The organism is Pseudomonas sp. SM4, from assembly GCF_051913165.1.
GTDB lineage: Bacteria > Pseudomonadota > Gammaproteobacteria > Pseudomonadales > Pseudomonadaceae > Aquipseudomonas.
This window is the reverse complement of record NZ_JBODOE010000013.1, coordinates 46364-73067: the sequence shown is the minus strand read 5'-3', so window position 1 is coordinate 73067 and position 26704 is coordinate 46364. Positions and strand designations below refer to the sequence as shown.

Annotated in this window: 24 protein-coding genes; 7 read left to right on the top strand and 17 right to left on the bottom strand. The window is 60.2% G+C overall.

What is annotated here, in order from left to right; translation table 11 throughout:
- Window positions 1-125 precede the first annotated feature (125 nt).
- Window positions 126-539 (top strand): VOC family protein, encoded by a 414-nt coding sequence (locus ACQ4MY_RS22685; protein ID WP_158833031.1) that lies wholly within the window; start codon window positions 126-128, stop codon window positions 537-539.
- 58 nt (window positions 540-597) lie between these two features.
- On the opposite strand, the gene ACQ4MY_RS22680 is transcribed toward ACQ4MY_RS22685, so the two are convergent.
- From ACQ4MY_RS22680 to ACQ4MY_RS22660, 5 genes are all read right to left on the bottom strand, one after another.
- Window positions 598-927, bottom strand: a complete 330-nt coding sequence (locus ACQ4MY_RS22680) for a hypothetical protein (RefSeq protein ID WP_008079706.1) — start codon at window positions 925-927, stop codon at window positions 598-600.
- Window positions 928-1078: 151 nt separating this feature from the next.
- On the bottom strand, window positions 1079-2104 hold the full coding sequence (gene rtcA / locus ACQ4MY_RS22675) for an RNA 3'-terminal phosphate cyclase (protein ID WP_440096530.1): 1026 nt from the start codon (window positions 2102-2104) through the stop codon (window positions 1079-1081).
- An 8-nt stretch (window positions 2105-2112) separates the two neighbouring features.
- Window positions 2113-2901: a nucleotidyltransferase domain-containing protein gene (locus ACQ4MY_RS22670; protein WP_440096529.1), complete on the bottom strand. Its 789-nt coding sequence runs from the start codon at window positions 2899-2901 to the stop codon at window positions 2113-2115.
- Window positions 2902-2915: 14 nt separating this feature from the next.
- Window positions 2916-4142, bottom strand: coding sequence for an RtcB family protein (locus ACQ4MY_RS22665; protein ID WP_440096528.1), 1227 nt, complete (start codon window positions 4140-4142; stop codon window positions 2916-2918).
- Window positions 4143-4478: 336 nt separating this feature from the next.
- Window positions 4479-6026 (bottom strand): RNA-binding protein, encoded by a 1548-nt coding sequence (locus tag ACQ4MY_RS22660; RefSeq protein ID WP_440096527.1) that lies wholly within the window; start codon window positions 6024-6026, stop codon window positions 4479-4481.
- Between the two features lie 204 nt (window positions 6027-6230).
- Here ACQ4MY_RS22660 and rtcR point away from each other — a divergent pair, with 204 nt between their 5' ends.
- Window positions 6231-7835, top strand: coding sequence for an RNA repair transcriptional activator RtcR (rtcR, locus tag ACQ4MY_RS22655; protein WP_440096526.1), 1605 nt, complete (start codon window positions 6231-6233; stop codon window positions 7833-7835).
- A gap of 100 nt (window positions 7836-7935) precedes the next feature.
- Window positions 7936-8214 carry a hypothetical protein gene (locus tag ACQ4MY_RS22650; protein WP_008079695.1) on the top strand — a complete coding sequence of 93 codons (279 nt, stop codon included), beginning with the start codon at window positions 7936-7938 and terminating at the stop codon, window positions 8212-8214.
- 8 nt (window positions 8215-8222) lie between these two features.
- Here ACQ4MY_RS22650 and ACQ4MY_RS22645 read toward each other — a convergent pair whose 3' ends face one another.
- The 9 genes from ACQ4MY_RS22645 to ACQ4MY_RS22605 all read right to left on the bottom strand — a co-directional run bounded on the left by ACQ4MY_RS22645 (window position 8223) and on the right by ACQ4MY_RS22605 (window position 18656).
- Window positions 8223-10040: a glycosyl hydrolase family 28 protein gene (locus tag ACQ4MY_RS22645; RefSeq protein ID WP_440096525.1), complete on the bottom strand. Its 1818-nt coding sequence runs from the start codon at window positions 10038-10040 to the stop codon at window positions 8223-8225.
- Window positions 10041-10053: 13 nt separating this feature from the next.
- Window positions 10054-10422 carry a 5-carboxymethyl-2-hydroxymuconate Delta-isomerase gene (locus tag ACQ4MY_RS22640; protein WP_440096524.1) on the bottom strand — a complete coding sequence of 123 codons (369 nt, stop codon included), beginning with the start codon at window positions 10420-10422 and terminating at the stop codon, window positions 10054-10056.
- 23 nt (window positions 10423-10445) lie between these two features.
- Entirely contained in the window at window positions 10446-11222 is a 777-nt protein-coding gene (locus tag ACQ4MY_RS22635) for an ABC transporter ATP-binding protein (protein ID WP_026000817.1), read from the bottom strand.
- Between the two features lie 10 nt (window positions 11223-11232).
- Window positions 11233-12072 (bottom strand): ABC transporter ATP-binding protein, encoded by an 840-nt coding sequence (locus ACQ4MY_RS22630; protein WP_440096523.1) that lies wholly within the window; start codon window positions 12070-12072, stop codon window positions 11233-11235.
- A gap of 11 nt (window positions 12073-12083) precedes the next feature.
- Window positions 12084-13001 carry an ABC transporter permease gene (locus ACQ4MY_RS22625; protein ID WP_008079683.1) on the bottom strand — a complete coding sequence of 306 codons (918 nt, stop codon included), beginning with the start codon at window positions 12999-13001 and terminating at the stop codon, window positions 12084-12086.
- Window positions 13002-13063: 62 nt separating this feature from the next.
- Window positions 13064-14674: an ABC transporter substrate-binding protein gene (locus ACQ4MY_RS22620; protein ID WP_440096522.1), complete on the bottom strand. Its 1611-nt coding sequence runs from the start codon at window positions 14672-14674 to the stop codon at window positions 13064-13066.
- Between the two features lie 46 nt (window positions 14675-14720).
- Window positions 14721-15734 (bottom strand): ABC transporter permease, encoded by a 1014-nt coding sequence (locus tag ACQ4MY_RS22615; RefSeq protein ID WP_371924614.1) that lies wholly within the window; start codon window positions 15732-15734, stop codon window positions 14721-14723.
- A gap of 84 nt (window positions 15735-15818) precedes the next feature.
- Entirely contained in the window at window positions 15819-17429 is a 1611-nt protein-coding gene (locus tag ACQ4MY_RS22610; RefSeq protein WP_440096521.1) for an ABC transporter substrate-binding protein, read from the bottom strand.
- Between the two features lie 72 nt (window positions 17430-17501).
- Window positions 17502-18656 carry a mandelate racemase family protein gene (locus tag ACQ4MY_RS22605; protein ID WP_008079679.1) on the bottom strand — a complete coding sequence of 385 codons (1155 nt, stop codon included), beginning with the start codon at window positions 18654-18656 and terminating at the stop codon, window positions 17502-17504.
- 361 nt (window positions 18657-19017) lie between these two features.
- Here ACQ4MY_RS22605 and ACQ4MY_RS22600 point away from each other — a divergent pair, with 361 nt between their 5' ends.
- The 3 genes from ACQ4MY_RS22600 (at window position 19018) to ACQ4MY_RS22590 (ending at window position 21571) form a co-directional block, all read left to right on the top strand.
- A complete protein-coding gene (locus tag ACQ4MY_RS22600; RefSeq protein WP_016987796.1) occupies window positions 19018-19743 on the top strand; it encodes an oligogalacturonate-specific porin KdgM family protein in 726 nt (241 codons plus the stop codon).
- 95 nt (window positions 19744-19838) lie between these two features.
- Entirely contained in the window at window positions 19839-20681 is an 843-nt protein-coding gene (locus tag ACQ4MY_RS22595; RefSeq protein ID WP_008079677.1) for an NAD-dependent epimerase/dehydratase family protein, read from the top strand.
- Window positions 20678-21571, top strand: coding sequence for an SMP-30/gluconolactonase/LRE family protein (locus ACQ4MY_RS22590; protein ID WP_440096520.1), 894 nt, complete (start codon window positions 20678-20680; stop codon window positions 21569-21571). Before ACQ4MY_RS22595 ends, ACQ4MY_RS22590 begins: the two co-directional genes overlap by 4 nt.
- A 4-nt stretch (window positions 21572-21575) precedes the next feature.
- Here ACQ4MY_RS22590 and ACQ4MY_RS22585 read toward each other — a convergent pair whose 3' ends face one another.
- Window positions 21576-22331 (bottom strand): FadR/GntR family transcriptional regulator, encoded by a 756-nt coding sequence (locus tag ACQ4MY_RS22585; RefSeq protein WP_008079675.1) that lies wholly within the window; start codon window positions 22329-22331, stop codon window positions 21576-21578.
- A 199-nt stretch (window positions 22332-22530) separates the two neighbouring features.
- Between ACQ4MY_RS22585 and ACQ4MY_RS22580 the strand changes: the two genes are divergently transcribed.
- Window positions 22531-23673 (top strand): pectate lyase family protein, encoded by a 1143-nt coding sequence (locus tag ACQ4MY_RS22580; protein WP_141126758.1) that lies wholly within the window; start codon window positions 22531-22533, stop codon window positions 23671-23673.
- Window positions 23674-24035: 362 nt separating this feature from the next.
- Here the strand turns inward: ACQ4MY_RS22580 and gspF are convergent, their stop codons facing one another.
- Entirely contained in the window at window positions 24036-25247 is a 1212-nt protein-coding gene (gene gspF, locus ACQ4MY_RS22575; protein ID WP_440096519.1) for a type II secretion system inner membrane protein GspF, read from the bottom strand.
- Window positions 25247-26653, bottom strand: coding sequence for a type II secretion system ATPase GspE (gspE, locus tag ACQ4MY_RS22570; protein WP_440096518.1), 1407 nt, complete (start codon window positions 26651-26653; stop codon window positions 25247-25249). The genes gspF and gspE overlap by 1 nt, the downstream gene beginning before the upstream one ends.
- Between the last annotated feature and the right edge of the window lie 51 nt (window positions 26654-26704).

The following is a 26704-nucleotide window of genomic DNA, read 5'->3' as shown; positions in this document are numbered from 1 at the left end:
CATAAGAAAAACGTCTGGAAGACTCTACCCGTCCCGACGTCCAACGCTCTGCTATGTTTTAACCGCCATCGCGGAACCCGGCGAACCCTCGCCACGCTCCGCGCCTGACTGCCGGGAGCAGAGAGATGAAAATCAACCCGTACCTGATCTTCAATGGTGACTGCCGCGAAGCCTTCACCTTTTATGCGCAAGCCCTGCAAGGAACGCTTGAGGCGATGATGACGTTCGGCGAAACACCTGCTGCCGAGCATGTACCCAAAGAACATCATGGTCTGATCATCCATACCTGCCTGAAGGTTGGCGATCAGAGGATGATGGCCTCGGACACCACACCCGACCGCCCGACCCAGGGCATGAGTGGCTGCTCGATTTCGCTGAACGTCGACAGCATCGCTGAAGCCGAGCGAGTGTTTAACGCCTTGGCCAAGGACGGCCGCGTCGACATGCCGCTGGAGGCGACGTTCTGGGCTGCGCGCTTCGGCATGTTGGTGGATCGCTTTGGTGTGTCGTGGATGGTCAATTGCGAGAGTGAGAAGTAACGCTGAGATTTTCGTCAGCCATGAAAAAGCCCAACCTGTTCAGGTTGGGCTTTTTGTATTAACGCTGGGCCAACTCGTGACGCACGCATTGTTCGTAATAGGTCTGTTTGACCGCCGCCGGTTTGAGCTTCGACGTGCTGTTATAGGTTTGCTCGACAATCCCCATCGCGGTCATGCGCATCCACGGCTGCTGGAAGCGACGCACCTGTAATTGTTTGCGTGCGCCATACAGCGAGACGCCCGACAGCTTCGATTGCTGGGCACCGGCAGCAATGTCCGAGCCCCAGGTGCAGGCAAAGCGATGGCTTTTACTCAACTCTTTCGCCTGCACCCCGGTGGCGAGGACAGCCAGGGAAAGCGTTGCAACGGTGATGACAATCGTCCGCATAGAGCCAACCTAACCTTTTGAAAAAAGGCGATTTTGCCGGGGAAGCAAAAATCCGGGGGCCAGCAATTTGCCGCCTTTCGCGAGTTTTTTGCGGACGTAAAAAAGGGCGGCGGGATTTCCTGATGAAATCCCACCGCCCCTGGCCTGGCAATCAGTTGGCGATGACCTCAACGCGCAATCGATCAGCGCCCTCCTCCCGACAATCGATGCGAACCGGCAAAAACAACTCGATCACCGCGATATTGCTGTGCAGATGCTCGGTCATGCGTGGCGTGGTGAACGAGCCACCACCGGCCAGCGCCATTGGCAACAGCAACTGATCGGCCAAATGCTCGGCCACCGCAGCACCACTGCGCAACCAGTCGGCGGCCTGATTGATCGCGGCATCAGCTACCTTTTCAGCCCGTAGCGACACTTGGCCAAACGCGCTGAACACTTCGGTGACATGCTCGAATGCGTACTCCAGCAACAACACATTGCCCGGCCCCCGCGCCGCATCGAGCGTGACATGTTGCAGCGCCGCAGGCGGCAGATTCAAGCGCTTGGCCACCTGGCTCAGCTCACGTTCGGCCACCGTCGGCGCCAGCCCGGCGGTGAGCGCCGATGCCTGTTGCGAGATGGCCTCGCCGCGTTCGCACAGATCCAGCCGCATCAGGTTCGACGGCTGCACGTTCACCTCAATCTCGCCACCGCCTGCCGGGACAAACCCATGTCGCAACAAGTCCAGCTCGACGTTGGCGCCCATACGCCGCAACAGCGGCAGCCAACTGCGCGCGAGGAAATCGGTCGGCGGCGCCAGCGGGTTGTGCGTGCCACCCGAGATGCGCACCCGACTCGCCTGCGGTGCCCGCAACAGGGCCGGCAACAAGGTCTGCAACACCAGCGTGCAACTGCCGGCCGTGCCGATGGCGAACTGGTAATCGCCGGAGCGAATCGCACTGGGTTCAAAACTCAACGCTTGCGAGCCCAACTGCGCACCGGCAACCGTTGCGCCGCAAACCTCGGCCGCCGCCATGACCGCCGTCAAATGTTGCCTCAACAGTCCCGGACGACTGCGTTTGGCGCGGATCTGTTTAATGTGAAACGCCCGGCCTGTCAGCATCGACAGGCTCAAGGCACTGCGCAACACCTGGCCGCCACCGATGGCACCGTCCAGTTCTATCACTTCCTGTTTCATTGCATTCCTTACGCGTACAAACCGACGGTTTCCCTGAGGTACCGATCCAGGCGTCGCGAGTCTTCCGACGTTCTGAGTAATGTGGGCACTTCGCGCTCAAGCTCGGCGGCGATGAACCCGTGCAACGCCGGACGACGCGGCCCGTAGGCGCTTTCGTCGGCATTGCGTTTGAGGGCCAGCAGTTCGTCGACTTCAGCGAGCAGCGCGCGGTCGTCGACGGTGGTCAGCAGGTCGGCGAAGGTCATCGGTGGCCGGCCGCGGCCCTGGTCGATCCAGCGCACCGCCAGCAGCGGCCGCAGCACGTAGAAGTACTTCTTGAACCGTACGGTTTCCCCTTGCAGGTAACCGCGAAAGTTCTTCTTCGCCATCGACAGATAGTGATTGCGCGCCGCTGGCGGGCTGTAGAACGCTTCAGCGAGTTCGCGCAGCTGTGCCACCTGAGAGGTTTCACTGCGATAAACCAGCGGCGAGTCGAGCCACTCGAGCAACGTCGGATTGGACTTGCGTAACAACCCGAGGGTCTTGCGCAGTTCCCAGCCACTGACGTCGAGTTCATCGTCCAGCGGACGTTCGATCACGTCACGTGGAGTATCGACCTGGACGAACCACTCAGGCTTCTCCACATAAACAAACCGCACGTCGTAATCACTGTCGGTCGAGGCAAAACCCCAGGCCCGGCTGCCGGACTCACAGGCATACAAAACGGTGACATTGCGTTCACGCTCCAGGCGCGCCAGCTCTTCCATTATCCGCGCACGCATCGTGTCGCACAGCGGATGACGCTCTTTCAGTTCCATGACCTGCTTTCCTTTTATCCTTTGACGCACACCACCTGACGCAAGGTGTGCAGCACTTCCACCAGCTCACGCTGGGCGTGCATGACTTTGTCGATGTCCTTGTAGGCCATCGGAATTTCATCGATCACCGCTTCGTCCTTGCGGCACTCCACATGGGCAGTGGCGCGAATCTGATCTTCGACGGTGAAGGTGTTCTTCGCCTTGGTGCGGCTCATGGTGCGGCCAGCGCCGTGGCTGCAGGAGCTGAACGACTCTTCGTTGCCCAGACCGCGAACGATGAAACTCTTGGCGCCCATCGAGCCCGGAATGATCCCCAACTCGCCCTTCTTCGCCGACACCGCGCCTTTGCGGGTGACCAGCACCTCTTCACCAAAATGCCGCTCTTTCTGCACGTAGTTGTGGTGGCAGTTGACCGCTTCCAGCGCCACTTCGAATGGCTTGCGAATAATCTGCCGTGTCGCCTGAATCACCGCGCGCATCATCAGCTCGCGGTTCTGTTTGGCGAAGTCCTGCGCCCAACCCACCGCTTCGACGTAATCATCAAAGTGCTGGCTACCTTCTTCGAAGTAGGCCAGGTCACGATCCGGCAGGTTGGCGATGTGCTGACGCATATCCGCCTGAGCCATCTGGATGAACAGGTTGCCGATGGCGTTGCCGACACCGCGCGAGCCACTGTGCAACATGAACCAGACCCGGTTGGCTTCATCCAGACACACTTCGATGAAGTGGTTGCCGCTGCCGAGCGTACCGAGGTGCCCACGGTTGTTGGTGTTGGCCAGTCTAGGGTACTTGTCGGTAATCAATTTGAACCGTGGTTGCAGTCCCGCCCAGGCCTGATCGGCTTGCTGCGGGATTTCATCCCAGGCGCCCTTGTCGCGTCGCGAACGGTTTGAACTGCGGCCATGCGGCACGGCTTGCTCGATGGCGCTGCGCAGACCGAGCAGGTTGTCCGGCAAATCAGCGGCGGTCAGCGACGTACGCGCGGCGATCATGCCGCAGCCGATGTCGACGCCTACTGCGGCCGGAATGATCGCGCCGACGGTCGGGATCACGCTGCCGATGGTCGAGCCCTTGCCCAGGTGTACGTCCGGCATGACCGCCAGATGTTTGAAGATGAACGGCATTTTCGCGGTATTCATCAACTGCTCGCGGGCCTCTTTTTCCACCGGGACGCCTTCGGTCCAGAGTTTGATCGGTTTGCCGTTGGCGACTTCGAGCAGTTGGTAAGTGTGTTCTTTCATGTCTTCATTCTTTATTCATTGGCCGATGATTCGGCGTTGTTCTGTAAGTCGCAGCGACAAAAACACAGGCACTGTGGCTCTGCCAGTTGAGCCCCCGTTGCCGGGGCGGGAGTCGAACCCGCTTTCCGATGTAGTGCCTGTCGCATTCGCTGCCAATAACCGCAAAAAAGGTGGCACGACAAAAGTTGATGACTGTTGCGCGTTGCCGCGCTCCGGACTTAACCGGCCTTGGATGTACAGCCATCAGGCATTCGTGCCGTCACTGGCGCTGACAAGGGCTTGATGAGACGTCTTGGATGTAGTCCCATCGGCATTCAGCGCCGGTGATCAATCAATTCATGACGCGCTTTCGATCGCCTCGACCCAGTGCTGCGCACTGTATTGGCCGCTGGTGAACTGCTCGATCACGTCGAACACCGCATCGCTGAAACCGCCGACATTCAAGATGTCATCGCGATCCGCCGCTTGTGTTGCATGGCCTGGCTGGATGTCGATGCACACCAGCCGTGCCTGTGGGTTGAGCTTCTTGATCCGCTCCCATTGGCGCATCGTCTCGCTGGCACCGCGACGCTGCGCATCGATCCACGATTCGTTGTCCGAGACCATGATCAACGTATCGACCGTGGCCTTGCTGTCCGCCAACCTCTTCAGCGGTGCCGAGCAGTTGGTGCCGCCGCCAAAAATGCCGGCGAGCTTCTCGGCGTTGCTGATCACACTGTCACGCGGGTTGAGCTGGATATCCACCACATCAACCTCGAACGGCATGACCCGCGCAGCCGGCTGTTTGCGCAAGACCGCTGCGGCGACCAGCGCCGCCACGTCGATGCAGCGCACCTGCGAGGTCGCACCAGGGCGATAACCGGTCACCGGACTGCCCATCGAACCCGACACATCCGGGCAAACCACCACCGCGCCCTCAAGCTTGGGCACGTTGGCCAGCGACAACTCCAGCGCCTCCTGCAAAGCTTCGCGGATCGCTGCCGGGGTGTTTTCGCCCATCATCCGATAAGCCGATAACAACTGGTATGGATACACCCGCGCCTTCGCCACTTCCTGTGGATCGGCCAATCGCGCCGCGACATAGTCGATGCACCCCGGCACTTCAAACGCGCCGTGCCGCGCCAGGGTGTTGAGGTTGATGCGCAGCCCCTGCCAGCCCATGTTGCGGGCTTGATTGGCCCATTGTTCCTGGCTCAGCGTTTCGTTGCCGAGCAACTGAAACGGCACCGCCGGCACCTCATCACTCGCGCCGCTGCGAAACGCCAGCAAATCGCGGGTCAACTCCGGCAAGGCCTTTGCATCCACCGGTTTACCGATCAACCAGGCGAAAAACGCTTCGCGCCACGCTTCGGCAGGTTTGGGGTGAACCATCTTCACCACGTCCGCCAACGACGGTTGATTGCCGATCGATGCTTGCAGCAGTTGCCGCTCGGTCGCGCTGTTCAGCCAGTTCTGCACCAGACGCTTGGGTTGCGAGCCAAGGGATTTACGCCCGGTGGCACCACTACGAAGGATCTGCACAAAGTTGCGCAACATCTTGCCGCTGTCGATCACTTGCTCGAAAACCTCTGGCACCAGACTTGAACGCTGCGCGGTCAATGCCGCCAGTAACAATGCTGGCATGTCTTTCATATGGCCCTTCTTGCGAGCATAAATCGCGGCTTTTGCCACGAAGCGACTGTCGAGTTCGGCCACCAGCTTCAGCACTTGATCCAGCTGACTTTCTGCGGAGGCATAAAAGGTCTGGTTCAGGCAACCGGTCACTGCCAATTGCGCCAGTTGGTGCTTCGGGCTGTAGGCATAAGCGCTGGCACCGGAAGCATTCAAGGTGTCGCAGGCCGGCAGGTGATTCGATTGCGTGTTGAAGAGCGTTGAGTTGGCCATCTTGGCGTCTCGCTGTGTTGTCCTGTTCGTTGCGATAGACACTGCAGCGGCTGTGCCAGCTTTTTATTTCCAACGAAAAATATTTATATCTTATTGATTTACAACGTTTTTATTTTTTATGTCGTGTTTCATCGAATCAACTGACGACAAATCCATCGCCGAATATTTATCATTGGATATCGTTTTTTATCTTTTGAGATAAACATGCCAAACAAGCAAACCGTCGCCATCGGTTTTATCGGCGCCACCCTCGATCGCGTCGGCAAAGGTGCCAATCGCTGGAGCCATTGGCGCCCCAGCGTAGGCCTTTGCCAACAGCAGGACGTGCTGATCAACCGGCTCGAGCTGATTCACGGCATCGACGCCCGCGACGTCAGCCTCGCCGAGCGGGTGCGCGTCGACATCCAGCAGGTTTCGCCAGAGACCGAAGTGCGCCTGCACCCGATGTCATTGCGCAACCCGTGGGATTTCGAAGAGGTCTACGGCGCACTGCACGACTTCACCACCGCCTACGATTTCGACACCGAGCGCGAGGATTACCTCGTCCACATCACCACCGGCACCCACGTCGCGCAGATTTGCTGGTTCCTGCTGACCGAGGCGCGCTATCTGCCGGCGCGGCTGATCCAGACCTCCCCGGCCAAGCGCAACAGCGAAAGCGATCACGCCATCGGCACGCATGCCCTGATCGATCTCGACCTGTCGCGTTACGATCGCATCGCTTCGCGCTTCGCCAACAAGCGCCTCGAAGGTCTGGAGTTCTTGAAGTCCGGCATCGCCACACGCAACGCCGCCTTCAACCGTTCGATCGAACAGATCGAGCGCGTGGCCGTGCGCTCGAAGGCGCCGATGCTGCTGATCGGCCCGACCGGCGCCGGCAAATCCTTCCTCGCCCGACGCATCTACGAACTCAAACGCAGCCGCCATCAGATGCAGGGGCGTTTTGTCGAGGTGAATTGCGCCACCTTGCGTGGCGATGGCGCGATGTCGGCGCTGTTCGGCCATGTCAAAGGCGCCTTCACCGGCGCACAGAACGCTCGCGATGGCCTGTTGCGCGCTGCCGATGGCGGCATGCTGTTTCTCGATGAGATCGGCGAACTTGGCGCAGACGAGCAAGCGATGCTGCTCAAGGCGATTGAAGAAAAACGCTTCTTTCCGCTGGGCTCGGACAAGGAAGTCGAAAGCGATTTCCTGATCATTGCCGGCACCCACCGCGACCTGCGCAGCCGAGTCGCTGATGGTTTGTTTCGCGAAGATTTGTACGCGCGCATCAACCTGTGGACATTCGACCTGCCCGGCCTCGCCGGCCGCCGCGAGGACATCGAACCGAACATTGATTTCGAGCTGGAACGCCACGCCCGCGAACACGGGCAACTGGTGCGCTTCAACCTCGAAGCCCGGCGCAGTTATCTGGCGTTCGCCAGCTCTCGCGAGGCGGCGTGGCTGGGTAACTTCCGCGAATTGTCGGCGTCGATTACGCGCATGGCGACCCTCGCCGACAGCGGACGGATTGATGAGGCGCAGGTGCAGGAAGAGATCGACCGGCTGCGTTATGCCTGGGGCTTGGCGCAACCGCAGGCGATTTCAGGAGAATTGCCGGGGGACGCCGAAACCATGGATCTGTTTGACCGCTTGCAATTGAAGGCAGTGATCGAGGTATGCCGGCAGGCAGACAGCTTGTCCGATGCCGGCCGCCGGCTGTTCGGAATATCGCGCCAGGCCAAGGCACAACCCAACGATGCCGATCGACTGAGGAAATACCTCGGCCGATTCGGGCTCGAGTGGGGCCAGATTATCGAACCCAAGTGAGGCGAATTTTAGCGACAGACCGCCCGTCCAGCAGCGGGCACCTTTGCTTGCCGGGCGCTTCCAATGAATCACCATCCGCTTCGACCGGAAGACGCCCATCATGAACAGCAAAATTGCAGCAATCACCCTGGCCGGCCTGCTCGCGGCCTGCCCGCTTTTCGCCTCGGCAGCCGCGAAGACCGCTGACGAGTCTGCCGCGCCACCGACCGCGCTTCCCGGCGTGAACCAGGCCGGCAAAGCTCAGTCCAACGCAGACAAGGCCGACAAGAAAGGTGAAGAGGCGTCGGGCTCGAACTCCGGCGCCGAGTCGCATGAAACGGCAAAAGATGCAGCCACTTCAAGCGACTCGGAAGACCTCGGTAAATCGCCGAAACCTTGATCAGGGTTCTACGGAGGTGGTGGCTGCACATCCTTGAACGTCAGCCCGACACTGCCGGTGATTTGCCACGGGTTGGCAGCGCCGTGCCCGCTGAACGACACATGGTCGAACAGCGAATCCTTCAACCCGTTGATCTGCGCCTTGGCCGGACCTCTGAAGCGTACGCGCTCGAACACCAACCCTTGATGCCAGGCGTCATGCTGACTGTCGCCCTTGACCTCGATCGCCTTGCCTTGAGCATTTTCGACGCTCACGTCGGCGACGCGGATATCGCGAAATTGTCCGGGAATGGTTGAGCGTTGGTAATCCAGCTTGGCGTTCGGATCGTTATAGTCGAGGGTAAAAATGAACGCCTGCTTGAGCGTATTGCGGATCGCCGAGTCGCGGAAGATTACGTTACGCGCGCCGCCGCCCATGAAGTTGGTGCTCTTCATGCGCAGGCCGGCATCGGTGCCATCGGAAACGTTGTCTTCGGCGAGGATGTTTTGAATCCACGCGCCGGTATGGCTGCCGGCAACCACCATGCCGTGGCCCTTGCGGAAGTAGTTATTGAAGATCCAGGCATCTTCCTGCGGCTTTTGCTGCACGGCATCGGCCCCGGTACCCGCTGCAAAGTTGACGCAGTCATCGCCGGTATCAAAGAAGTTGTTGAAGACCATCGCGCCCTTGCTGTTGGCGAATTCGATGCCGTCGCCGTTATTGGCGTCGTAGGTTTTATGCGTGGTATTGGCCAGCACCACGTTTTCGGTTTCCAGGTTCATGATCCCGTGGAAGGCCGGGTTCACCACGGTGAAACCGCCGTAGAACACATTTTTCACGTTGCGCAGGGTGATCAGCGACGAGCGCATCTGCCCGTAGGCGTCCTTGACGTTCATGCCGCGCGCCACCGCTTGTTCGACTTGCGCCTTGGCCAGAATGCCGTCCTGCTGGTAGCGGGTGTTGTCGCTGGGCAGGTAGAACGGCAATGGCTGACCGCGTTCGTCGACGACATCGGCGCGGCGCTTCCAGCCGTTACCGTCAATCGTGCCTTTGCCGACGATGCGGATGTTTTCGAACGACTGATGCTGACGCGGATCGCGCGGCAAGGCATTGATCAGCGACGCCGGGCGCACGGTGCTCGAATACGGATACTGGATGTAGCCGGCCAGCGGATAGTCTTCGGCACGCTCGGAACCCAACAGCGTTGCGCCCTCGGCGATTTCCACGGTGATGTTGCTCTTCAGGTAAAGCGCCCCGCTTTTATAGGTGCCCTTGGGCAACCATACTTTGCAGCCGGGGGTGCAGGCGTCGATGGCGTTCTGGATCGCCAAAGTATCAAGGCTTTTGCCGTCACCCTTGGCGCCGTACTTCCTGACATCAAACACGGCGGCGACCTTGCTCGTCCGTTGTACAACGGGCGGGCTGTCGGCCGACTCTGTGCCATCGGTGCCCACCGAACGCACGGTGAATCGATAGGCCGTATCCGGTTTCAAGCCTTGCGCGGTGTAACTGTGAATGCCGATGCGATGATGAAAACCGGCGACATCCTGTTCGTAGAAGCGGTCGATGTAAGGTTTGGCCGGCGAGACGCGGTCATTGTTGGCGTTGCTGCCGCCCAGCAACACACCGTTGGCGTAGACCCGGTAGTCGCTGATATCGGCGTGATCGGCGGGCTTTTCCCAGACCAGGATGATCTGCTGATCATCGTAGGCCAGGGTCGGCACCTGCAGTTTTACCGGCGCCTCCAGCGCCCACGACGGCACACTGCAAACCAGCGTCAACGTGGCCGCCAGCGACAAAGCCAATGGCTGTTTGCGCCGTGTCGGAACAACATTTCGATAAGGCATGAGCACTCCTTGTTCAGGCCGACAATCCGGCTTCTTGCAGGTATTGGCTGCGGTTGACGAACGTCTCGCGGGGCATTTCCACAACCTCCATCGACAGCGACTCGACGTCCGGCAGCAAAGCGAGCAGCGCTGCCACGGTCGCCGAAGCCAGACGCCGGCGCTGTTCAGCACTGCGCCCGGACAACACCGACAGGACGACGTGGACAAAATCGTCCGCGCCCGCGCCGCAGCGGTAATGTGTGAACGTATTGAGGCGCACCTTGATATCCCCGGCCTTGAACAGGCCGAAGGCATCGAGGGCGTCATGCACGGCAGCGAGCAGGGTTTGCTCGCCGACACGCTGGGCCAGGGTTTGCGGGCAATCGATAAGACAATGCGGCATGTCGCGCTCCTTGATGGATCGGTTCAACCAGCGAGCTGGCGCACCGATTCCTGGCTGAAATCACGACTGGCCTGCACCAGCATCCGCGTGTAAGCGTGGCTTGCCAGATCCTGGCTGAGCGCCTGACTGTCGAGCAGCTCGACGATCTTGCCCTGCTGCATCACCGCCACCCGATCACACAGGTGCGTGACCACACCGAGATCGTGAGTGACCATCAGGTAGGTGAGTTTCTCGCGTCGGCGCAAATCCGCCAGCAGATTGAGAATTTCCGCCTGCACCGAGACATCCAGCGCCGAGGTCGGCTCATCGAGCAGCAGCACGCGCGGCTCGAGAATCAGCGCACGGGCAATCGCCACGCGCTGGCGCTGGCCACCGGACAACTGGTGCGGATAGCGAAAACGGTAACTGTCGTTCAGACCGACCTTGAGCAGGATCTCGTTGATCCGGTCGTCCTTGTCGCGCACGCCGTGAATAATCAGCGGCTCACGCAGGGCCGTGTCGACGGTGTGGCGCGGATGCAGCGAGCCGTAAGGGTCCTGGAACACCATCTGCACCTGACGAAAATGTTCCTTGGGAATCTTGTGCTGCAGCGGCGCGCCGGCAATGCTCAACTCGCCCGTCCAGTGCCGGTACTGCCCGGCCAGGCAACGCAAAACAGTGGTCTTGCCGGAACCGGACTCCCCCACCAGGCCGAAGGATTCGCCATCGGCGACACTGAGGTTGACGTCGTGCAGCACCTGATTGAGGGCCGGGCCGGCGCCGAAACTCAGGTTCAGCGCGTGTGCTTGGATCATGGACATGGTCGATTCCTCAGCAAGTCAGCCACAGTGGATCGCGTTGCAACACCGGCAACCGTTCGCGACGGTTGTCCATGCTCGGCAACGCCGCCATCAGGCCTCGGGTATAGGGATGTTGCGCGTGTTGCAGGTCGCAGGCGGCCAGCGATTCGACCACCCTGCCGGCGTACATCACCAACACGCGGTCGCAGTAATTGCGCACAAGGTTGAGGTCGTGACTGACGAAAATCAGGCCCATTTCCTGCTGCTCGACCAGTTCTTCCAGCACGTTGAGCACTTGCTGGCGCACCGAGACATCGAGGGCCGAGGTCGGCTCGTCGGCAATGATCACTTGTGGTCGGGTGATGACCATCATCGCGATCATGATCCGCTGGCCCATCCCACCGGAAACCTCATGCGGGTACAGGTTGTAGACCCGTTGCGGATCACGGATATGCACCTTTTCGAGCATTTCCAGCACCCGCTCGCGGGCCTCGCTGCGGCTGGCCTTGTGGTGCGCCAGATACGCCTCGGCAATTTGATCGCCGACCTTGACCACCGGGTTCAGCGAGTATTTCGGGTCCTGCATGATCATCGAAATGCGCTGGCCACGAATCTTCTGCATGACCTTTTCGCCGGCTGACAGCAGATCGACTTCACCGAACTGCATGGCCTTGGCGGTGATCCGCGCGCTGGCCGGGTGCAGTTTCAGCAGGCTGCGACCGACCGTCGATTTGCCCGAGCCCGACTCACCGACGATGGCGAGCTTTTCCCGCCCCAAGGTGAAGGACACGTCGCGCACGGCGTGGGTTTCTTTCTGAGCATTGACGAAGCGCACATTGAGCCCTTCGACGTTCAATTTGATTGCAGACATACAGCCTCCGATTACTCGCTGCGCGGATCAAGAATGTCCCGCAGGCCGTCGCCCAACAGGTTGAAAGCCAGGCTGACCAACATGATTGCGGCCCCCGGAACAGCCACCAGCCACCAGCACTCGAGCATGTAGCGACGCCCGGTGGAGATCATCGCGCCCCACTCCGGCGACGGCGCCTGCGCACCGAGACCGAGAAAGCCCAAAGCCGCTGCGGTGAGGATGATCCCGGCCATGTTCATGGTCAGGCGGATGATCACCGACGACATGCACATCGGCACAATGTGCCGCAGGATGATTCGCGTGGACGAAGCCCCTTGCAGCTCCACCGCCACGACGAAGTCAGCCTTGCGCAACGACAGAGTTTCCGCCCGTGCCAGTCGCGCGATCGGCGGCCACGACGTCAGCGCAATCGCTACCACCGCGTGCTCCAGGCCCGGACCGAGCGCAGCGATAAACGCCAGCGCCAGCACCAGGCTGGGGAAGGAAATGAAGATGTCGGTCAGGCGCATGAACACCGTGTCGACCACACCACCGTAGTAGCCGGAGACAGTGCCGATAAACAGGCCGATCGGGCCGACGATCACGGTCACCAGGCTGATGATGTACAGCGTGATGCGCGAGCCGTAGACCAGCCGACTGAAGATATCCCGGCCGTATTCATCGGTGCCGAACCAGTGGGCAGCGCCCGGCGCCTGCAGGGCATTGGCGAGGTTTTGCGCCACCGGATCATGGGTGGCGATCCACGGCGCAAACAGCGCCACCACCACCAGCACCAAAGCGACCAGCAATCCGGCCAGGGTCATCGGGTTGCGCAACAAGTGCCGCAAGACTTTCAGGGCACTTTTGCAGAAGGCGTCGAAGCTGGATCCGGGGGTACGATCCAACCGCCGCTTGGCGCTCGAATCAGTAGAAGACATGTTGGCAATCATGGGCATGTTCTCGGATTGAATTCAGGATCACCCGGCGCGTACGCCGACGCACCGGGCAGCGTTCAGCGTTGTTTGTAGACACCCAGATACCGCGTCGCCTCGGCATCATCACCGGCGAAACCCTTGACGTCGGCGGCGCTGACCACGGTGTCGGTCATCTGCGAAATCATCATGATCGGGCCGACCTGCTCGTCGTAGATTTTCTGTGCCTGGTGGTACAGGTTCAGGCGCTGGCCGGCATCGCGTTCGACCCCGGCCTGATCAATCAGGCTATTGAGCTGCGGGCTGAAAAACGACGCACGCCAGCCTTGGAAATTCGGCAGGCCGGCGTCATCGCTGTTGTTGGGGTTGTAGGCAAACGTGCGCAGGCTGAAATACGGATGCGGATAGCGCTCGGCCCCGCGCGCAACGATGATGTCGAAGTTGCGCGCGCGCATCGCGCCATACACCTGGTTACCAGTGCCGTTGACAATGCTGGCCTTGATCCCGCCCTCGGCCAGCGTCGCCTGCAGACGCGCGGCGATGTCGATGAAGGGCGGCTCTGACAATGTGCGAATGGTCGTGGTGAAGCCGTCCGGATAACCGGCTTCGGCGAGGAGTTTTTTCGCCTTGGCGACGTCCATGTGATAACCCGGATCCGGCAGGCGCGCCGCCAGACTCAGTTGCATCGGCTGCTGATTCAACTGGCCGTAATACGGCATCACCTGTTCGTCGAGGCCCTTGTAGTCGATCAGGTTGCGCACCGCTTCGCGCACTTTGGGATTGGCAAATTCGGGCTGTTTCATGCTCAGCGCGACGTAGTACATGGTGCCGCGCGGCAGTGACTGCACATGGATTTTTTCCGAACCGTCAATGGCGCGGATGTCCGGTGCGGCCATGCCATACGCCAGATCGAGGTCTCCGCGTTCCAGCATCAGCCGCAGCGACTGCGATTCGGTCATGTGCCGCACCACCACGCGCTTGAGCTTGGCAGCACCGCCCCAATAACCGTCGAAGCGGGTCAGCAACAGCGAGTCGTTCGCCGTCCATTTGCTCAGCACAAAGGGTCCGCTGCCGGCCTCGTTGGTCACCAGCCAGTTAGCACCGAGGTCAGCGTTTTTCTCATGCGCCAAAGCCGTTTTGCGATCGATCACCACCGCGCTTGGCGAGATCGCCAGCGAGTCGATCAATAACAGTGGGTCCATGGTTTGCGGCAAGTCGACGACCAGCGTGTGGGTATCGCTGGCGCGGATCAGTGACTGAATGTTGTCGACGTTATAACCGTAGGCTTTCCAGGTCGTGGCCAGGCCGAAATTCAGTTTCATCACCCGGTACAGCGACCAGGCCACGTCTTCAGCGGTCAGCGGATTGCCGGAGTGAAACTTCACGTCCTGACGCAAATGAAAGGTTATCTGCTTGCCGTCATCGCTGATCGTCCAGCGCTCGGCCAGTTGCGGCAAATGCTTTTCCGGATTGCCCTGATCTCGCTTGACCAGAGTGTCATAAAGATTGGCATTGACGCCGGAAGCGTCGAGGCCTGGCGCGTTGGCCGGATCGATGGAAAACAGGTTGACCATGCTCATGCCGACGATCAGTTGATCGGCCGGCGTCTTGGCGCTGACCTGCGTCATCGGCACCAGAGCCAGGATCGCCGCCAACAGGCCAGCGTGCAGTTTGGTAAATGCAGTCGTCATTGAAAAATCCTTCTTTTTATAATTTTTAGTGCTGCTGCCAGGCGTGTTAACGCGTGCGCGGATCGAAGACCTTGTACAAGGCATCGCTGATCAGGTTGAGCGCGACAAAAATCAAACCGATCACCAGCACACAGCCCATCACCGCGTTCATGTCGCCGAGCATCAGGCTGCTGGTCAGGTACTGGCCGAAACCCGGCCAGGCAAAGACCGTTTCGATCAGCACCGCGCCTTCGAGCAGCGAGCCGTAAGCCAGCGCCACCACCGTCAGCAACTGCACGAGGATGTTGCGAAAGGCGTGACCCCAGACCACCTGGCGGCGCGACAATCCCTTGACCCGAGCGGTGATGATGTATTCCTGAGACAGTTGCTCGAGCATGAAGCTGCGCGTCATCCGACTGATGTAAGCCACCGAGTTCAGCCCGAGGATCAACGCCGGCAAGACGATGTGGCGCAAGGCGCTGGCGAAGGCTTCCCAATCGCCCGCCAGGCTCGAATCGATCAGCAACAGCCCGGTGACTTCGGGCACCATGCCGTCGTACGCCAGGTCGATGCGACCGGCGCCCCCGGCCCAGCCGAGCCAGGCGTAGAACACCAGCAGGCCCATCATGCCCAGCCAGAAAATCGGCGTGGAATAGCCGAACAGGGTAATCACTCGGGCGACATGATCGCCCAGTCGCCCCTGATTGCTCGCCGCGCAAACGCCCAGCGGCAAACCGATCAGCACACCGAAGAGGATGGCCAGGGTCGCCAGTTCGATGGTGGCCGGGAACACCCGGCGGATGTCATCGAGCACCGGGTGCCCGGTCAACAGCGCGTTGCCGAAATTACCGTGCAGCAAGTCGTTGAGGTACAGGCCGAACTGGGTCCAGATCGGCTTGTCCAGCCCCATCGCCCGGTACACCTGCTCGTAGGTCGAACTGTCGGCGTCCGGCCCGACCACCGCCAGCACCGGATCGAGCGGCATCACCCGACCGATGATAAACGTCAGCGCCAGCAGACCCAGCAACGTCACCAGTACCGTGCTGGCACGCCGCGCGGTATTGGAGGCGCGGGCTCCCATGGCAGAGGCAGTCATAACAAACATAGTCAGCTCCTGATAAAACGGTCACCGGTGCACCCGGCACGCGAAGTTCATCCGTGCATTTCAGCGTTTTTTGTAGACGTCTTTGTAGCGCGTGGTCGCGGCCGTGTGCCCCTGAAAATCGGCAACATCGGCGTAGACCAGCACCGTGTCGGTCATCTGCGAGACCGGCAGAATGGCGCCCACTTGCTGATCGAGTTGTTGCTGAATGTCCTGATACTGCGCCTGCTGTTTCTGCGCATCGGGCTCGACTTCGGCACTCTCGATCAACTGATTCAACTCGGGACTGTAAAACGAAGTGCGCCAGCCCTGGAAGTTGCTCAGCTTGGCTTCGTCACGGTTATCCGGGTTGTACACCAGCGTGCGCAGACTCGAATGGGGATGACGTTCGGCGCCGCCACCGCCACGGCCGACGATGATGTCGAAACTGCGCTCACGCATGGCGCCGTAGATCTGATTACCGGTGCCGGTGATGATGCTGGCTTCGATCCCGGCCTGCGCCAGCGTCGATTGCAGATTGGAGGCAATGTTGATGAAGGGCGGTTCGGCCAGCACGCGGATGCTGGTCTTGAACCCGTTGGGGTAACCGGCGTCAGCGAGAAGTTTTTTTGCCTCATCGACATTCAGTCGATAACCGGGATCCGGCAGACGCGCGGCCAGTCCCAACGGCATCGGCCGCTGATTGATCACGCCGTAGTGCGGCATGACGGTCTGGTTGATGCCCTGGTAGTCGATCAACGAGCGCACAGCCTTGCGCACGCGCGCGTCGGCGAACATCGGCTGCTTCACACTCAGTGCGACGTAGTACAGCGTGCCGCGTTGCAGAGTTTGCGTGCGGACCTTGTCGCTGTTCTGCAAGGCCTGGATGTCCGGCGCCGACATGCCTTTGGCGATGTCGAGGTCACCGCGCTCAATCATCAGACGCAACGACTGCGACTCGGTCATGTTGCGCATGACGATGCGTTTGAGCTTGGCCGCGCCACCCCAATAACCGTCGAAACGGCTCATCAGAATCACATCGTTGGCCCGCCAGTCATTGAGCACGAAAGCTCCACTGCCAGCGGCGTGCGTCACCAGCCAGGCGGCGCCCAGATCATTGTTCTTCTGATGTTCGAGGACTTTTTTACGGTCGAGAATAAAGGCGCTGGGCGACGTCGCCAGCGTGTTGAGCACCAACTGCGGATCGGTGGGGCGCGGCAGTTCAATGACAAAGGTATTGGCATCAGTCGCGCGCATCGAACGCTCGACATTCTCGGCGGTAAAACCGTAAGCCTTCCAAGTGGAAGCCAATGCGAGGTTGAGTTTGAGCACGCGCTGCAACGACCAGGCGACGTCTTCAGCGCTCAGCGGGTTGCCCGATTGAAATTGCACGCCCTGGCGCAGATTAAAGGTCAGGGTCTTGCGGTCGTCGCTGACTTGCCAGCGCTCGGCGAGTGCCGGCAACAGCCGATCCGGCGCAGCGACGTCTTGCACCAGCAACATGTCATAGAGATTGGCATTGATCTCGGACACGTCCAGGCCAGTGGCCGCCGCCGGGTCGAGAGACAGCAGATTGATCATGCTCATGCCGACGATCAATTGATCGGCCGGGGTTTTGGCATGGACGACAGGTAGCGCGGTCACCGTCAGGGTAGCCGCCAGAACCCGCGCCCACAGCGAAGGAAGAATGTTCATAGCGAGAGTGCCTTTCTTATATTTATAGGGCTCTCGGACAGCCCGGCATGCACCGGGCAGCCCGCGTACACGTCAGAAGCTTTTAAGCGTGTTCATCTCGATGAAGTTGAAGTCGATGTCTTCGCCCAGACCCGGCAGGTCGGACAAATGCACAAAACCGTCGCTGTCCATCGGGTCGACCAGACGCTTGAGGTACGCAGGCACCTCGTCGTAATCCAGGTACGGGTGCAGCAAGCCGCGCTCGTACCAGGTGCAGTTCTTGATCGCGCCGACCACCGTCAGGTTGGCTGCGCCGTTGCCATGGATTTCGCAATCCATGCCAAACGACTCGGCCATGTGCGCGACTTTCAGGCAAGGCCCGATCCCGCCGACCCCGGCGACGCCGGCACGCAGAATGTCGCAGACGTCGTGCTTGACCCAACTGGCCCGGCTCAGATGTTTGCCGGACAGGGTTTCCGGGCCGAGTACCGGAATGTCCAGTTGCCCCGCCAGCCAGGCATAGGATTCAGCGGACTCTTCCATCATCGGTTCTTCAAACCAGGCGAAGTCGAGTTTTTCCAGTTCGCGTCCGATGTATAGCGCTTCGGTACGGCTGTACCAGTGATAACCGTCGAGCATCAAGGCGATGTCCGGGCCCACCGCTTCGCGCACTGCCGCACAGGCTTTGACGTCAATGCGCGGGCTCGGTGCGAACGAGACCGGCGGCATCCAGGTGTGCAACTTGATCGCCTTGTAGCCGCGCTTGACCAGCGTTTCGGCAAAGCGTCCGTAGTCTTCCGGCGTCGCCAGGCCCTCAGGCAATTCATCGCCGCACATGGTTGAGCCGTACGCCGGCACTTTGTCGCGAAAACCGCCGATCAACTTGTGCACCGGCACGCCGAGCTTGCGCCCCGCCCAGTCCCACAACGCCTGTTCGACCAACGCCAGCGCGCGATCAGTCAACTGGCTGGCGCTGCCACGCTGCCAGTGCGCCAGGTCATGCCAGATCTTTTCGCGATCAAAGGCGTTCTGCCCGACCAGCACCTTGCGCACAAAACCGTCCAGCACATAAGGACGAATCAGCTCCGGCGCACCGAGGGCGTACCCCTCCTTGCCGTCTTCGGTCTGGATGCGCAGCAACGCCATTTGCGCCTGACTGACATCGCCGGGATGAGCATGACCGGCGCTGTCGACTGCGCGGCGGGTGGGATAGGAAAAAACCTGGACGTTGACTGCTGTGATTCTCATGGACGTCTTGAGCCTTCTTATTGGATTTGTGACAGGAGTGTCGTCGGTTGCGACCGATCATAGGTCATCGTACAACACTTGAAAAGACCCAATAACCCTTCTGCTCTTCCAAGCCTTTGCAGCTAAACGCCCATCAAAGCGCCAATTTTAAAGACGACTACTGAATAACAGGATTTGCTTTAGACCCCTATTCACAGGGCATATATGTATCAACATGTTTCCAAATGAGCAAAATCACGTAGACGAGTCATCTTGTCGTACGATAACTTATATCTGCGCCTCAAATGAGAGCCATACGCAACATCGCGGTGCCTGTAGTACTCGTCAAACGACCCTAACAAAAACAAAAAAAGAAGACCGTATGAACACCACCCTACGCACGCTCGTCACTGTCGCGGCCCTCGGCCTGCCCTTCTCTGCCCTCGCTGACTCCGCCAGCCTCAACTACCGCCACCAGTACACCGAGGAGGACAGCGCCCACGCCGACCGAATCAAGCTCAACTACCGCCTGGACAGTGGACTGGGGTTTGAGGCGGAGATGAAATACCGCACGGCCGGTGACCGCAAAGATGTCGCCTACGACAACATGGTCAACAACGGCCACGAGTTCACGGTGAGCTACAACTACAAGCTCAGCGCGCAGTCGACGCTGACCCCGGCGTTTCAGATGGACAGCTCCAAGGATGCGACCGCCTACAAGTTCGGCCTCAAGTACAACTACAAAATCGACGACGCCTTTTACGTAGCGACGCGCTATCGCCTGGACCTGCGCAAACTCGATCGCGATCAGGTCAACAAAGACATGCCCGATCACTACAAGGATGACCAGACTACCCACCGCTTCGAAGGCTGGCTCGGCTACACGCCAGCCAACAAGTGGGCTTACGAATATCAGTTCATCTATTTCAAGACCGACTACATCCGCTACGACAACAAGAAGAGCGACTACGAACAGAACCTGATCGTCAAATACAAGCTCACCAAACAATGGGCGCCCTTCATGGAAATCGGCGACATCAAAGTCGAGTCCACCTCACCCGACCGCCAGGCTCGCTGGCGTCTGGGCGTGCAATACAACTTCATGTAAGCCGCGCGCAGCTTTTGCCTGGCGAGCGCGCATCGCTTGTCGGGCAGACACCCTGCCGCCCACCCTCTTCACCACCGCGTAATGGAGACCCGACCATGACCACACAAACCACGCTGGCCAAACCCTTCAACCGTATTTTGCTGACCGGCGCCGCCGGTGGGCTCGGCCAGATTCTGCGCGAAACCTTGCAGGTTCACGCCGACATCGTCCGCTCCTCGGACATCAGTGCGATGACGCCGAGCCGCGGCGCGCATGATGAAGTGATCAACTGCAATCTGAGCGACAAGGCCGCTGTCGCCGCGCTGGCCGAGGGCATCGATGCCATCGTGCATTTGGGCGGGATCTCGGTGGAGCGATCCTTCGAAGAAATCCTCGAGGCGAATATTCGCGGCACCTTTCATGTTTATGAGGCCGCGCGCCTGCACGGGGTCAAGCGCATCGTGTTCGCCAGCTCCAACCACGTCACCGGTTTCTACTCGCAGGACGAACAGATCGACGCCCATTCGCCGCGTCGCCCGGACGGTTATTACGGTTTGTCGAAGGCTTACGGCGAGGACATGGCAACCTTCTATTTCCACCGCTATGGCATTGAAACAGTGAGCCTGCGCATCGGTTCCTCATTCCCCGAACCGCGCAACCTGCGCATGCTGGCGACCTGGTTGAGCTATACCGATCTCGAGCACCTGATCGCCCGCGCTCTGCTGGCCAGCGATGTCGGGCACAGCGTGGTGTACGGGGTGTCCGCCAACCGTGATCAGTGGTGGAACAACCGCCACGCCGCGCACCTGGGCTTTGCGCCGCAGGACAGTTCCGAGGCCTTTCGCGCACAGGTCGAACAACAACCGGCACTCGCCGCCGACCATCCCGACCGCTTGTACCAGGGCGGCGCCTTTACCGCAGCAGGTCCGTTTGAAGCGCCAGCGCAGACGCGCTCATGACGGCCGAACTGATTGTCGATGCGCGCAACGCCACCGGTGAAAGCCCGGTCTGGCAAGCCGACGAGAACGCCTTGTATTGGGTGGATATTCCGGCCGGCCGCTTGCATCGCTGGCAACTCGACGGCCAGACCGACTGCTGGCAGGCGGACGAAATGCTCGCCTGTATCGCCCGCAGCGAAGCGGGACATTGGCTGGGCGCGCAGGAAAGTGGCCTGTTCAAATTGCGCCCGCAGGCTGACGGACGTCTGGCTGCGGAAAAGCTCATCGGCGTCGAGCACGCCCGCCCGAGGATGCGTTTCAATGATGGTCGTTGCGATCGTCAGGGACGCTTCTGGGCCAGCTCGATGCCAACCGCCATGGGCGCCGAGGCGGTCGGCGCGCTGTATCGCTACGACGCGCAAAACCCCAACGATGTATCGGTGCTGGCGCCGCAACTGGAGGAACTCGTGGTGCCCAACGGCCTGGCGTTCAGCCCCGACGGCCGCACCATGTACCTGTCCGACTCGCACCCGAGCCGGCAACTGATCTGGGCCTTCGATTACGACATCGACAGCGGCACGCCGCACAACCGCCGCTTGTTCGTCGACATGAACGACCACCCCGGTCGACCGGACGGAGCGGCCGTCGATTCACACGGCTGTTACTGGATCTGCGCAATTGATGCCGGCCTGGTGCTGCGCTTTACCCCGCAGGGGAAACTGGATCGCGCGTTGCCAGTGCCGGTGAAGAAACCGACGATGTGCGCCTTTGGCGGCCCGCGGCTGGACACCCTGTTTGTCACCTCTATTCGCCCGCAAGGCATCGACCTCACCGATCAGCCACTGGCGGGCGGAGTCTTTGCCCTCAACCCAGGCGTTCAAGGCCTGCCCGAAACCAAGGCCCGCGCCTGAGGCTTCAGACGTTCAACGCCGCCGCGTCTGCAGCCTCGTAGGCGCGGCGCAGACGCTCGCGACTGTTGGACAGATGCAAGCGCATGGCTGCGCGTGCGGCGTCGGAATCACGCCGGACAATCGCAATGTAAATGTCTTCATGCTCGCGACTGAGGCGCTCCAGATACGGCTCCTTGCGGTCATTCTCCAGGCGTTTGGAATGCAAGCGTGTGCGCGGCAGAATGTTCGCGCCCAGGTGCAGCATGATGTCGGTGAAATAGCGGTTGCCGGTGGCCAGCGCAATTTGCTGGTGGAACTGGAAATCCGCCGACACGGCGTAGTCGACGCTGACGGCGCGGGAATTGATGGCGTCCAGCGAGTCACGCATCAGTTGCAGTTGCTCATCGGTACGTCGCGCGCACGCCAGGCCAGCGGCCTCGACCTCGAGGGTGATGCGCAACTCAAGCACCGCCAGGACATCCTCAAGGGTGACGATGCTGTCCGGATCAATGCGAAAACCGCTCGGACTGGGAATGTCCTGAACAAAGGTGCCGATACCGTGACGGGTTTCCACCAGGCCTGCTGCCTGCAGACGCGATATCGCCTCGCGCACCACTGTGCGGCTGACGCCGTGCTCGGCCATGACCTGAGATTCAGTCGGCAGCTTCGTCGCGCGCGCGAGTTCGCCGCTGCAAATGCGTCGGGACAGCTCGGTGACCAGGTCCTCCGCCAGGCTGCGATGCCGGCGACGAACATTGGGTGTGGCGTTGGGTCTGTCCATCAGCAACAAAAATCTCGAATTTTCGAATAATTACGCATCATAGCCCATTCAGTTGTACGACAACGCACCAGTTCACATGATAGGATTTCTCATGCAGCGGACGTTCGATTCGCTGCAATGGCGATAAGGACGTCCGCTCGAGAAACACGTCGAAACTTCGCGTGTAAAACACTCAAGTTAATCAAGGATCTGATTACTCATGACAAAACCATCAACCTTCACGGCCTGCAAACTGGCCAGCGCCATCGTCGGCAGCCTGCTGTTTTCCAGCCTGCCTGCACAAGCGGCCGATATCTGGCTCGATGTTGCAACGACGGGCTGGGCCACGCAAAACGGTGGCACCAAGGGCGGCTCCAAAGCCGCAGCCAACAACATCTATACCGTGAAGAACGCCGCCGAACTGAAAGCCGCACTCAGCGCGTCGGTCGGTACCAACGGGCGCATCATCAAGATTACCGGGCTCATCGACGTCAGCGAAGGCAAAGCTTATACGACGACCGCCGATATGAAAAAGCGCGGCCGTCTGGATATCCCGGGCAAGACGACCATCGTCGGTACGAGCAGCACGGCGGAGATCCGCGAGGGTTTCTTCTATGCCAAGGAAAACGATGTGATCATCCGCAACATCACCATCGAAAACCCGTGGGATCCCGAGCCGATCTGGGACGCCAATGACGGCAGCGCCGGCAACTGGAACTCCGAGTACGACGGGCTGACCATCGAAGGCGCCAACAATGTGTGGGTCGACCATGTCACCTTCACCGATGGCCGCCGCACCGATGACCAGAACGGCACCGCCAACGGTCGTCCAAAGCAACACCACGACGGCGCACTGGACGTGAAGAACGGTGCCAACTACGTGACCATTTCCTACTCGGCGTTCAAATCGCACGAGAAGAACAACCTGATCGGTTCGAGCGACAGCCGCACCACCGATGATGGCAAGCTCAAGGTCACGATTCACAATACCCTGTTCGAAAACATCTCCGCACGCGCACCACGCGTTCGCTTCGGCCAGGTGCACCTGTACAACAACTATCACGTGGGCAGCACCAGTCATAAGGTCTACCCGTTCAGCTACGCGCACGGCGTGGGCAAAAACTCGAAGATTTTTTCCGAGAAAAACGCTTTCGAAATCTCCGGCATCAGCGGCTGCGACAAAATCGCCGGCGACTACGGCGGCAGCGTTTACCGCGACCAAGGCTCGACACTCAATGGCAGCGCACTGAGCTGTTCGTGGAGTTCGAGCATCGGCTGGACCCCGCCTTACAGCTACACTCCGCTGAACGCGGACAAAGTCGCTGCTGATGTTAAAGCCAAGGCTGGCGCTGGCAAGATCTGATTGATCGATGTAACCGCGTTAATGAAAAGCCCTCGGTGACGAGGGCTTTTTCATGTCTGCTTGAAGACCGTGCAGGGGTGAAGTCCTGAAAAAAACTGGATTATTTATTGCCCCGACTGGCCCCATCGCTGGCAAGCCAGCTCCCACAAGGAGCCATGTGGTCAATGCGATCTGCGACACAACACCAAAACCTGTGGGAGCTGGCTTGCTAGCGATGAGGCCAGGTCAGACACCAGCGAAAAATCAGACACACCACTACTGGATCAACTCAGTGCTCTCAATGATCGAATGCAATTTACTTCACAACACAGAATCCTGTGGGAGTGAGCCTGCTCGCGATGAGGCCCTGCGCAACTACACCACTACTGGACCAATTGATTGATCTCAATGATCGGCAGCAACACGGCCATCACAATCACCAGCACCACCCCACCCATCACCACAATCATCAGCGGCTCCAGCAACGCCGTCATGCCCATTGCCCGCCGTTCGATATCGCGCGACAGGGTTTGCGCCGCGCGCTCTAGCATCGGTGGCAGTGAACCGGTTTTCTCGCCACTGGCGATCAGGTGAATCAGCACCGGTGGAAACACATTCTCCACGCGCAACGCTGCCGCCAGGTTCACGCCCTCACGCACCTTGGCCGTTGCTTCAGTGACACTCAAACTCAAGCGGTCGTTGGACAAGGTCTGCCGCGCCGCCTCCAGTGCGCGCAACAACGGCACCCCGGCGCCACCGAGAATTGCCAACGTTGAGGCGAAACGTGCGGTGTTCAGGCCCAGAATAAATCGCCCGAACAACGGCAACTTCAACACCCGATGATGCCAACTCAAACGTGCTGCCGGATTGCGCAGATACAAGCGCCAGCTCCAGAACGCGCCTGCGATGATCGCCGCACACAACCAGCCCCAACTGCGGATGAAATCACTGGCGTTGAGCATCGCCAGGGTTAATCCCGGCAAGTCCTGCCGCGCCTGGGAAAACGCACTGACCACCTGCGGCACCACGTAGCTGAGCAGGAAAATCACAATGCCGATCGACACCAGACCGACCACGCCCGGATAGATAAACGCGGTAAGAATCTTGCCCCGCAGGTTGTTGCGCTCCTCGATGTAGTCGGCGAGCCGCTCCATGACCTGCGCCAGATCGCCGGACTCCTCCCCCGCCGCAATCAGCGCGCGGTAGATCTCGGGAAAGTCCCGTGGCCTTGCCGCCAACGACTCCGCCAGACGCATGCCGCTGCGCACATCTGCACGCACAGCGCTGAGGGTGTGGGCGATGTGTTTTTTCTCGGCCTGTTCGACTGTGGCGCTGAGTGCAGCTTCCAGCGGCAGACTGGCGCCGAGCAGACTCGCCAATTGCCGTGTGGCCCAGGCCAGATCGTTATCGGAGAGTTTGGCGCTGAACAACCCACCGCCGCCGTGTTGGGCAACGTCGCTTTCCTTGTGTACCGACAACGCGGTCAACCCGCGCCCGCGTAATATTGTGAAAGCGGCGCTTTGACTGTCCGCCTCAAGGTGCCCGGATTCAATCTTGCCGGTCGCGTCGGCGGCTTCAAAACGATAGCGATTCATCAGGCGTCCCGTGTCACACGGAGGATTTCTTCAGGGGCGGTGGCGCCGCTGCGGATCCAGCGTTCGCCATCCTCACGCAGGCTGAACATCCCGGCTTTGGCCGCTGAGGCGCGCAAGGCCTGCTCCCCTGCCCCTTGGTGAATCAGGGTACGGATGTCGTCGTCGATGCAGAACAATTCGTGGATGCCGGTGCGGCCGCTGTAGCCGGTTTGATTGCACGCCGCGCACCCCACCGGGCGCCAGGTGCCAGGTGTCGCCGGATCTTCCTGTTTGCACTGATTGCACAGGCGCCGCACCAAGCGCTGCGCCAAAACGCCGAGCATTGAAGACGCCAACAGAAACGGTTCGACGCCCATGTCGATCAAGCGGTTGACCGCCGACACCGCGTCGTTGGTGTGCAAGGTTGCCAACACCAAATGCCCGGTCAGCGAGGCCTGCACGGCGATTTGCGCGGTTTCGAGATCGCGGATTTCGCCGATCATGATGATGTCCGGGTCTTGGCGCAGGATTGCCCGCAGCGCGAGGGCGAAGGTCATGTCGATTTTGGCGTTGACCTGGATCTGGCTGATCCCCGGCAAGTCGTATTCCACCGGGTCTTCGACGGTGAGGATGTTGCTGGTGCTCGCATCGAGCCGCGCGAGTGCGGCGTACAGGCTGGTGGTTTTGCCGCTGCCGGTGGGGCCAGTGACCAGGACGATGCCGTGGGGCTGGCGGATCAGGTGATCGAGTTTGGCCAACACCTGCGCGTCCATGCCGAGGGTTTCCAGATGCAGACGCCCGGCCTGTTTATCGAGCAAACGCATCACCACCCGTTCGCCATGCCCGGTCGGCACCGTGGAGACGCGAATATCAATCGGCCGCCCGGCCACGCGCAAGGCAATGCGACCGTCCTGCGGCAGGCGTTTTTCGGCGATATCGAGCTGGGCCATGATCTTGATCCGCGACACCAGCGCACCGTGCAACGCCTTGCGCGGCGAGACTACATCGCGCAGCGTGCCATCGACGCGGTAGCGCACCACCGAATGGCTTTCGAACGGTTCGATGTGGATGTCGCTGGCCTCATCGCGCGCAGCCTGGGTCAGCAGCGCGTTGATCATGCGAATCACCGGCGCGCCGTCCTGGGTGTCGAGCAGGTCGGTGATTTCCGGCATGTCCTGCATCAGCCGATCCAGATCAACTTCGTTCTCCGCCGCCCCGACCACCGCCGCCGCACTGCCGGTGTCGGCGTAAGCGGCGGCCAGCAAACCATCCAGCTCATCATCGCGCACCCGCTGAATCGTGGTCGCAGCAAACTGCCGCCGCGCCTCACTGATCGACCAGCCCGGCGTCGACGGGCACACCGTCAACACCCCATCACACAACAAAATCCGCTGCGCCTTGGCCCAGGCGTAAGGCAACACACTCATCTCAAACCCTCCAGATCCCCTGTGGCATTGCCCACCCCCCAACCCCATGTA

What these genes read in the sequence shown, in the direction of transcription:
- ACQ4MY_RS22640 (WP_440096524.1), bottom strand. Translation starts at nt 10,422, where the DNA reads ATGCCGCATTGTCTTATCGATTGCCCGCAAACCCTGGCCCAGCGTGTC.
- ACQ4MY_RS22590 (WP_440096520.1), top strand. Translation starts at nt 20,678, where the DNA reads ATGACGGCCGAACTGATTGTCGATGCGCGCAACGCCACCGGTGAAAGC.
- ACQ4MY_RS22615 (WP_371924614.1), bottom strand. Translation starts at nt 15,734, where the DNA reads ATGGGAGCCCGCGCCTCCAATACCGCGCGGCGTGCCAGCACGGTACTG.
- ACQ4MY_RS22600 (WP_016987796.1), top strand. Translation starts at nt 19,018, where the DNA reads ATGAACACCACCCTACGCACGCTCGTCACTGTCGCGGCCCTCGGCCTG.
- ACQ4MY_RS22665 (WP_440096528.1), bottom strand. Translation starts at nt 4,142, where the DNA reads ATGAAAGAACACACTTACCAACTGCTCGAAGTCGCCAACGGCAAACCG.
- ACQ4MY_RS22625 (WP_008079683.1), bottom strand. Translation starts at nt 13,001, where the DNA reads ATGATTGCCAACATGTCTTCTACTGATTCGAGCGCCAAGCGGCGGTTG.
- ACQ4MY_RS22685 (WP_158833031.1), top strand. Translation starts at nt 126, where the DNA reads ATGAAAATCAACCCGTACCTGATCTTCAATGGTGACTGCCGCGAAGCC.
- ACQ4MY_RS22660 (WP_440096527.1), bottom strand. Translation starts at nt 6,026, where the DNA reads ATGGCCAACTCAACGCTCTTCAACACGCAATCGAATCACCTGCCGGCC.
- ACQ4MY_RS22650 (WP_008079695.1), top strand. Translation starts at nt 7,936, where the DNA reads ATGAACAGCAAAATTGCAGCAATCACCCTGGCCGGCCTGCTCGCGGCC.
- ACQ4MY_RS22605 (WP_008079679.1), bottom strand. Translation starts at nt 18,656, where the DNA reads ATGAGAATCACAGCAGTCAACGTCCAGGTTTTTTCCTATCCCACCCGC.
- ACQ4MY_RS22635 (WP_026000817.1), bottom strand. Translation starts at nt 11,222, where the DNA reads ATGTCCATGATCCAAGCACACGCGCTGAACCTGAGTTTCGGCGCCGGC.
- rtcR (WP_440096526.1), top strand. Translation starts at nt 6,231, where the DNA reads ATGCCAAACAAGCAAACCGTCGCCATCGGTTTTATCGGCGCCACCCTC.
- rtcA (WP_440096530.1), bottom strand. Translation starts at nt 2,104, where the DNA reads ATGAAACAGGAAGTGATAGAACTGGACGGTGCCATCGGTGGCGGCCAG.
- ACQ4MY_RS22595 (WP_008079677.1), top strand. Translation starts at nt 19,839, where the DNA reads ATGACCACACAAACCACGCTGGCCAAACCCTTCAACCGTATTTTGCTG.
- ACQ4MY_RS22645 (WP_440096525.1), bottom strand. Translation starts at nt 10,040, where the DNA reads ATGCCTTATCGAAATGTTGTTCCGACACGGCGCAAACAGCCATTGGCT.
- ACQ4MY_RS22620 (WP_440096522.1), bottom strand. Translation starts at nt 14,674, where the DNA reads ATGACGACTGCATTTACCAAACTGCACGCTGGCCTGTTGGCGGCGATC.
- ACQ4MY_RS22680 (WP_008079706.1), bottom strand. Translation starts at nt 927, where the DNA reads ATGCGGACGATTGTCATCACCGTTGCAACGCTTTCCCTGGCTGTCCTC.
- ACQ4MY_RS22670 (WP_440096529.1), bottom strand. Translation starts at nt 2,901, where the DNA reads ATGGAACTGAAAGAGCGTCATCCGCTGTGCGACACGATGCGTGCGCGG.
- ACQ4MY_RS22580 (WP_141126758.1), top strand. Translation starts at nt 22,531, where the DNA reads ATGACAAAACCATCAACCTTCACGGCCTGCAAACTGGCCAGCGCCATC.
- ACQ4MY_RS22610 (WP_440096521.1), bottom strand. Translation starts at nt 17,429, where the DNA reads ATGAACATTCTTCCTTCGCTGTGGGCGCGGGTTCTGGCGGCTACCCTG.
- ACQ4MY_RS22585 (WP_008079675.1), bottom strand. Translation starts at nt 22,331, where the DNA reads ATGGACAGACCCAACGCCACACCCAATGTTCGTCGCCGGCATCGCAGC.
- gspE (WP_440096518.1), bottom strand. Translation starts at nt 26,653, where the DNA reads ATGAGTGTGTTGCCTTACGCCTGGGCCAAGGCGCAGCGGATTTTGTTG.
- ACQ4MY_RS22630 (WP_440096523.1), bottom strand. Translation starts at nt 12,072, where the DNA reads ATGTCTGCAATCAAATTGAACGTCGAAGGGCTCAATGTGCGCTTCGTC.
- gspF (WP_440096519.1), bottom strand. Translation starts at nt 25,247, where the DNA reads ATGAATCGCTATCGTTTTGAAGCCGCCGACGCGACCGGCAAGATTGAA.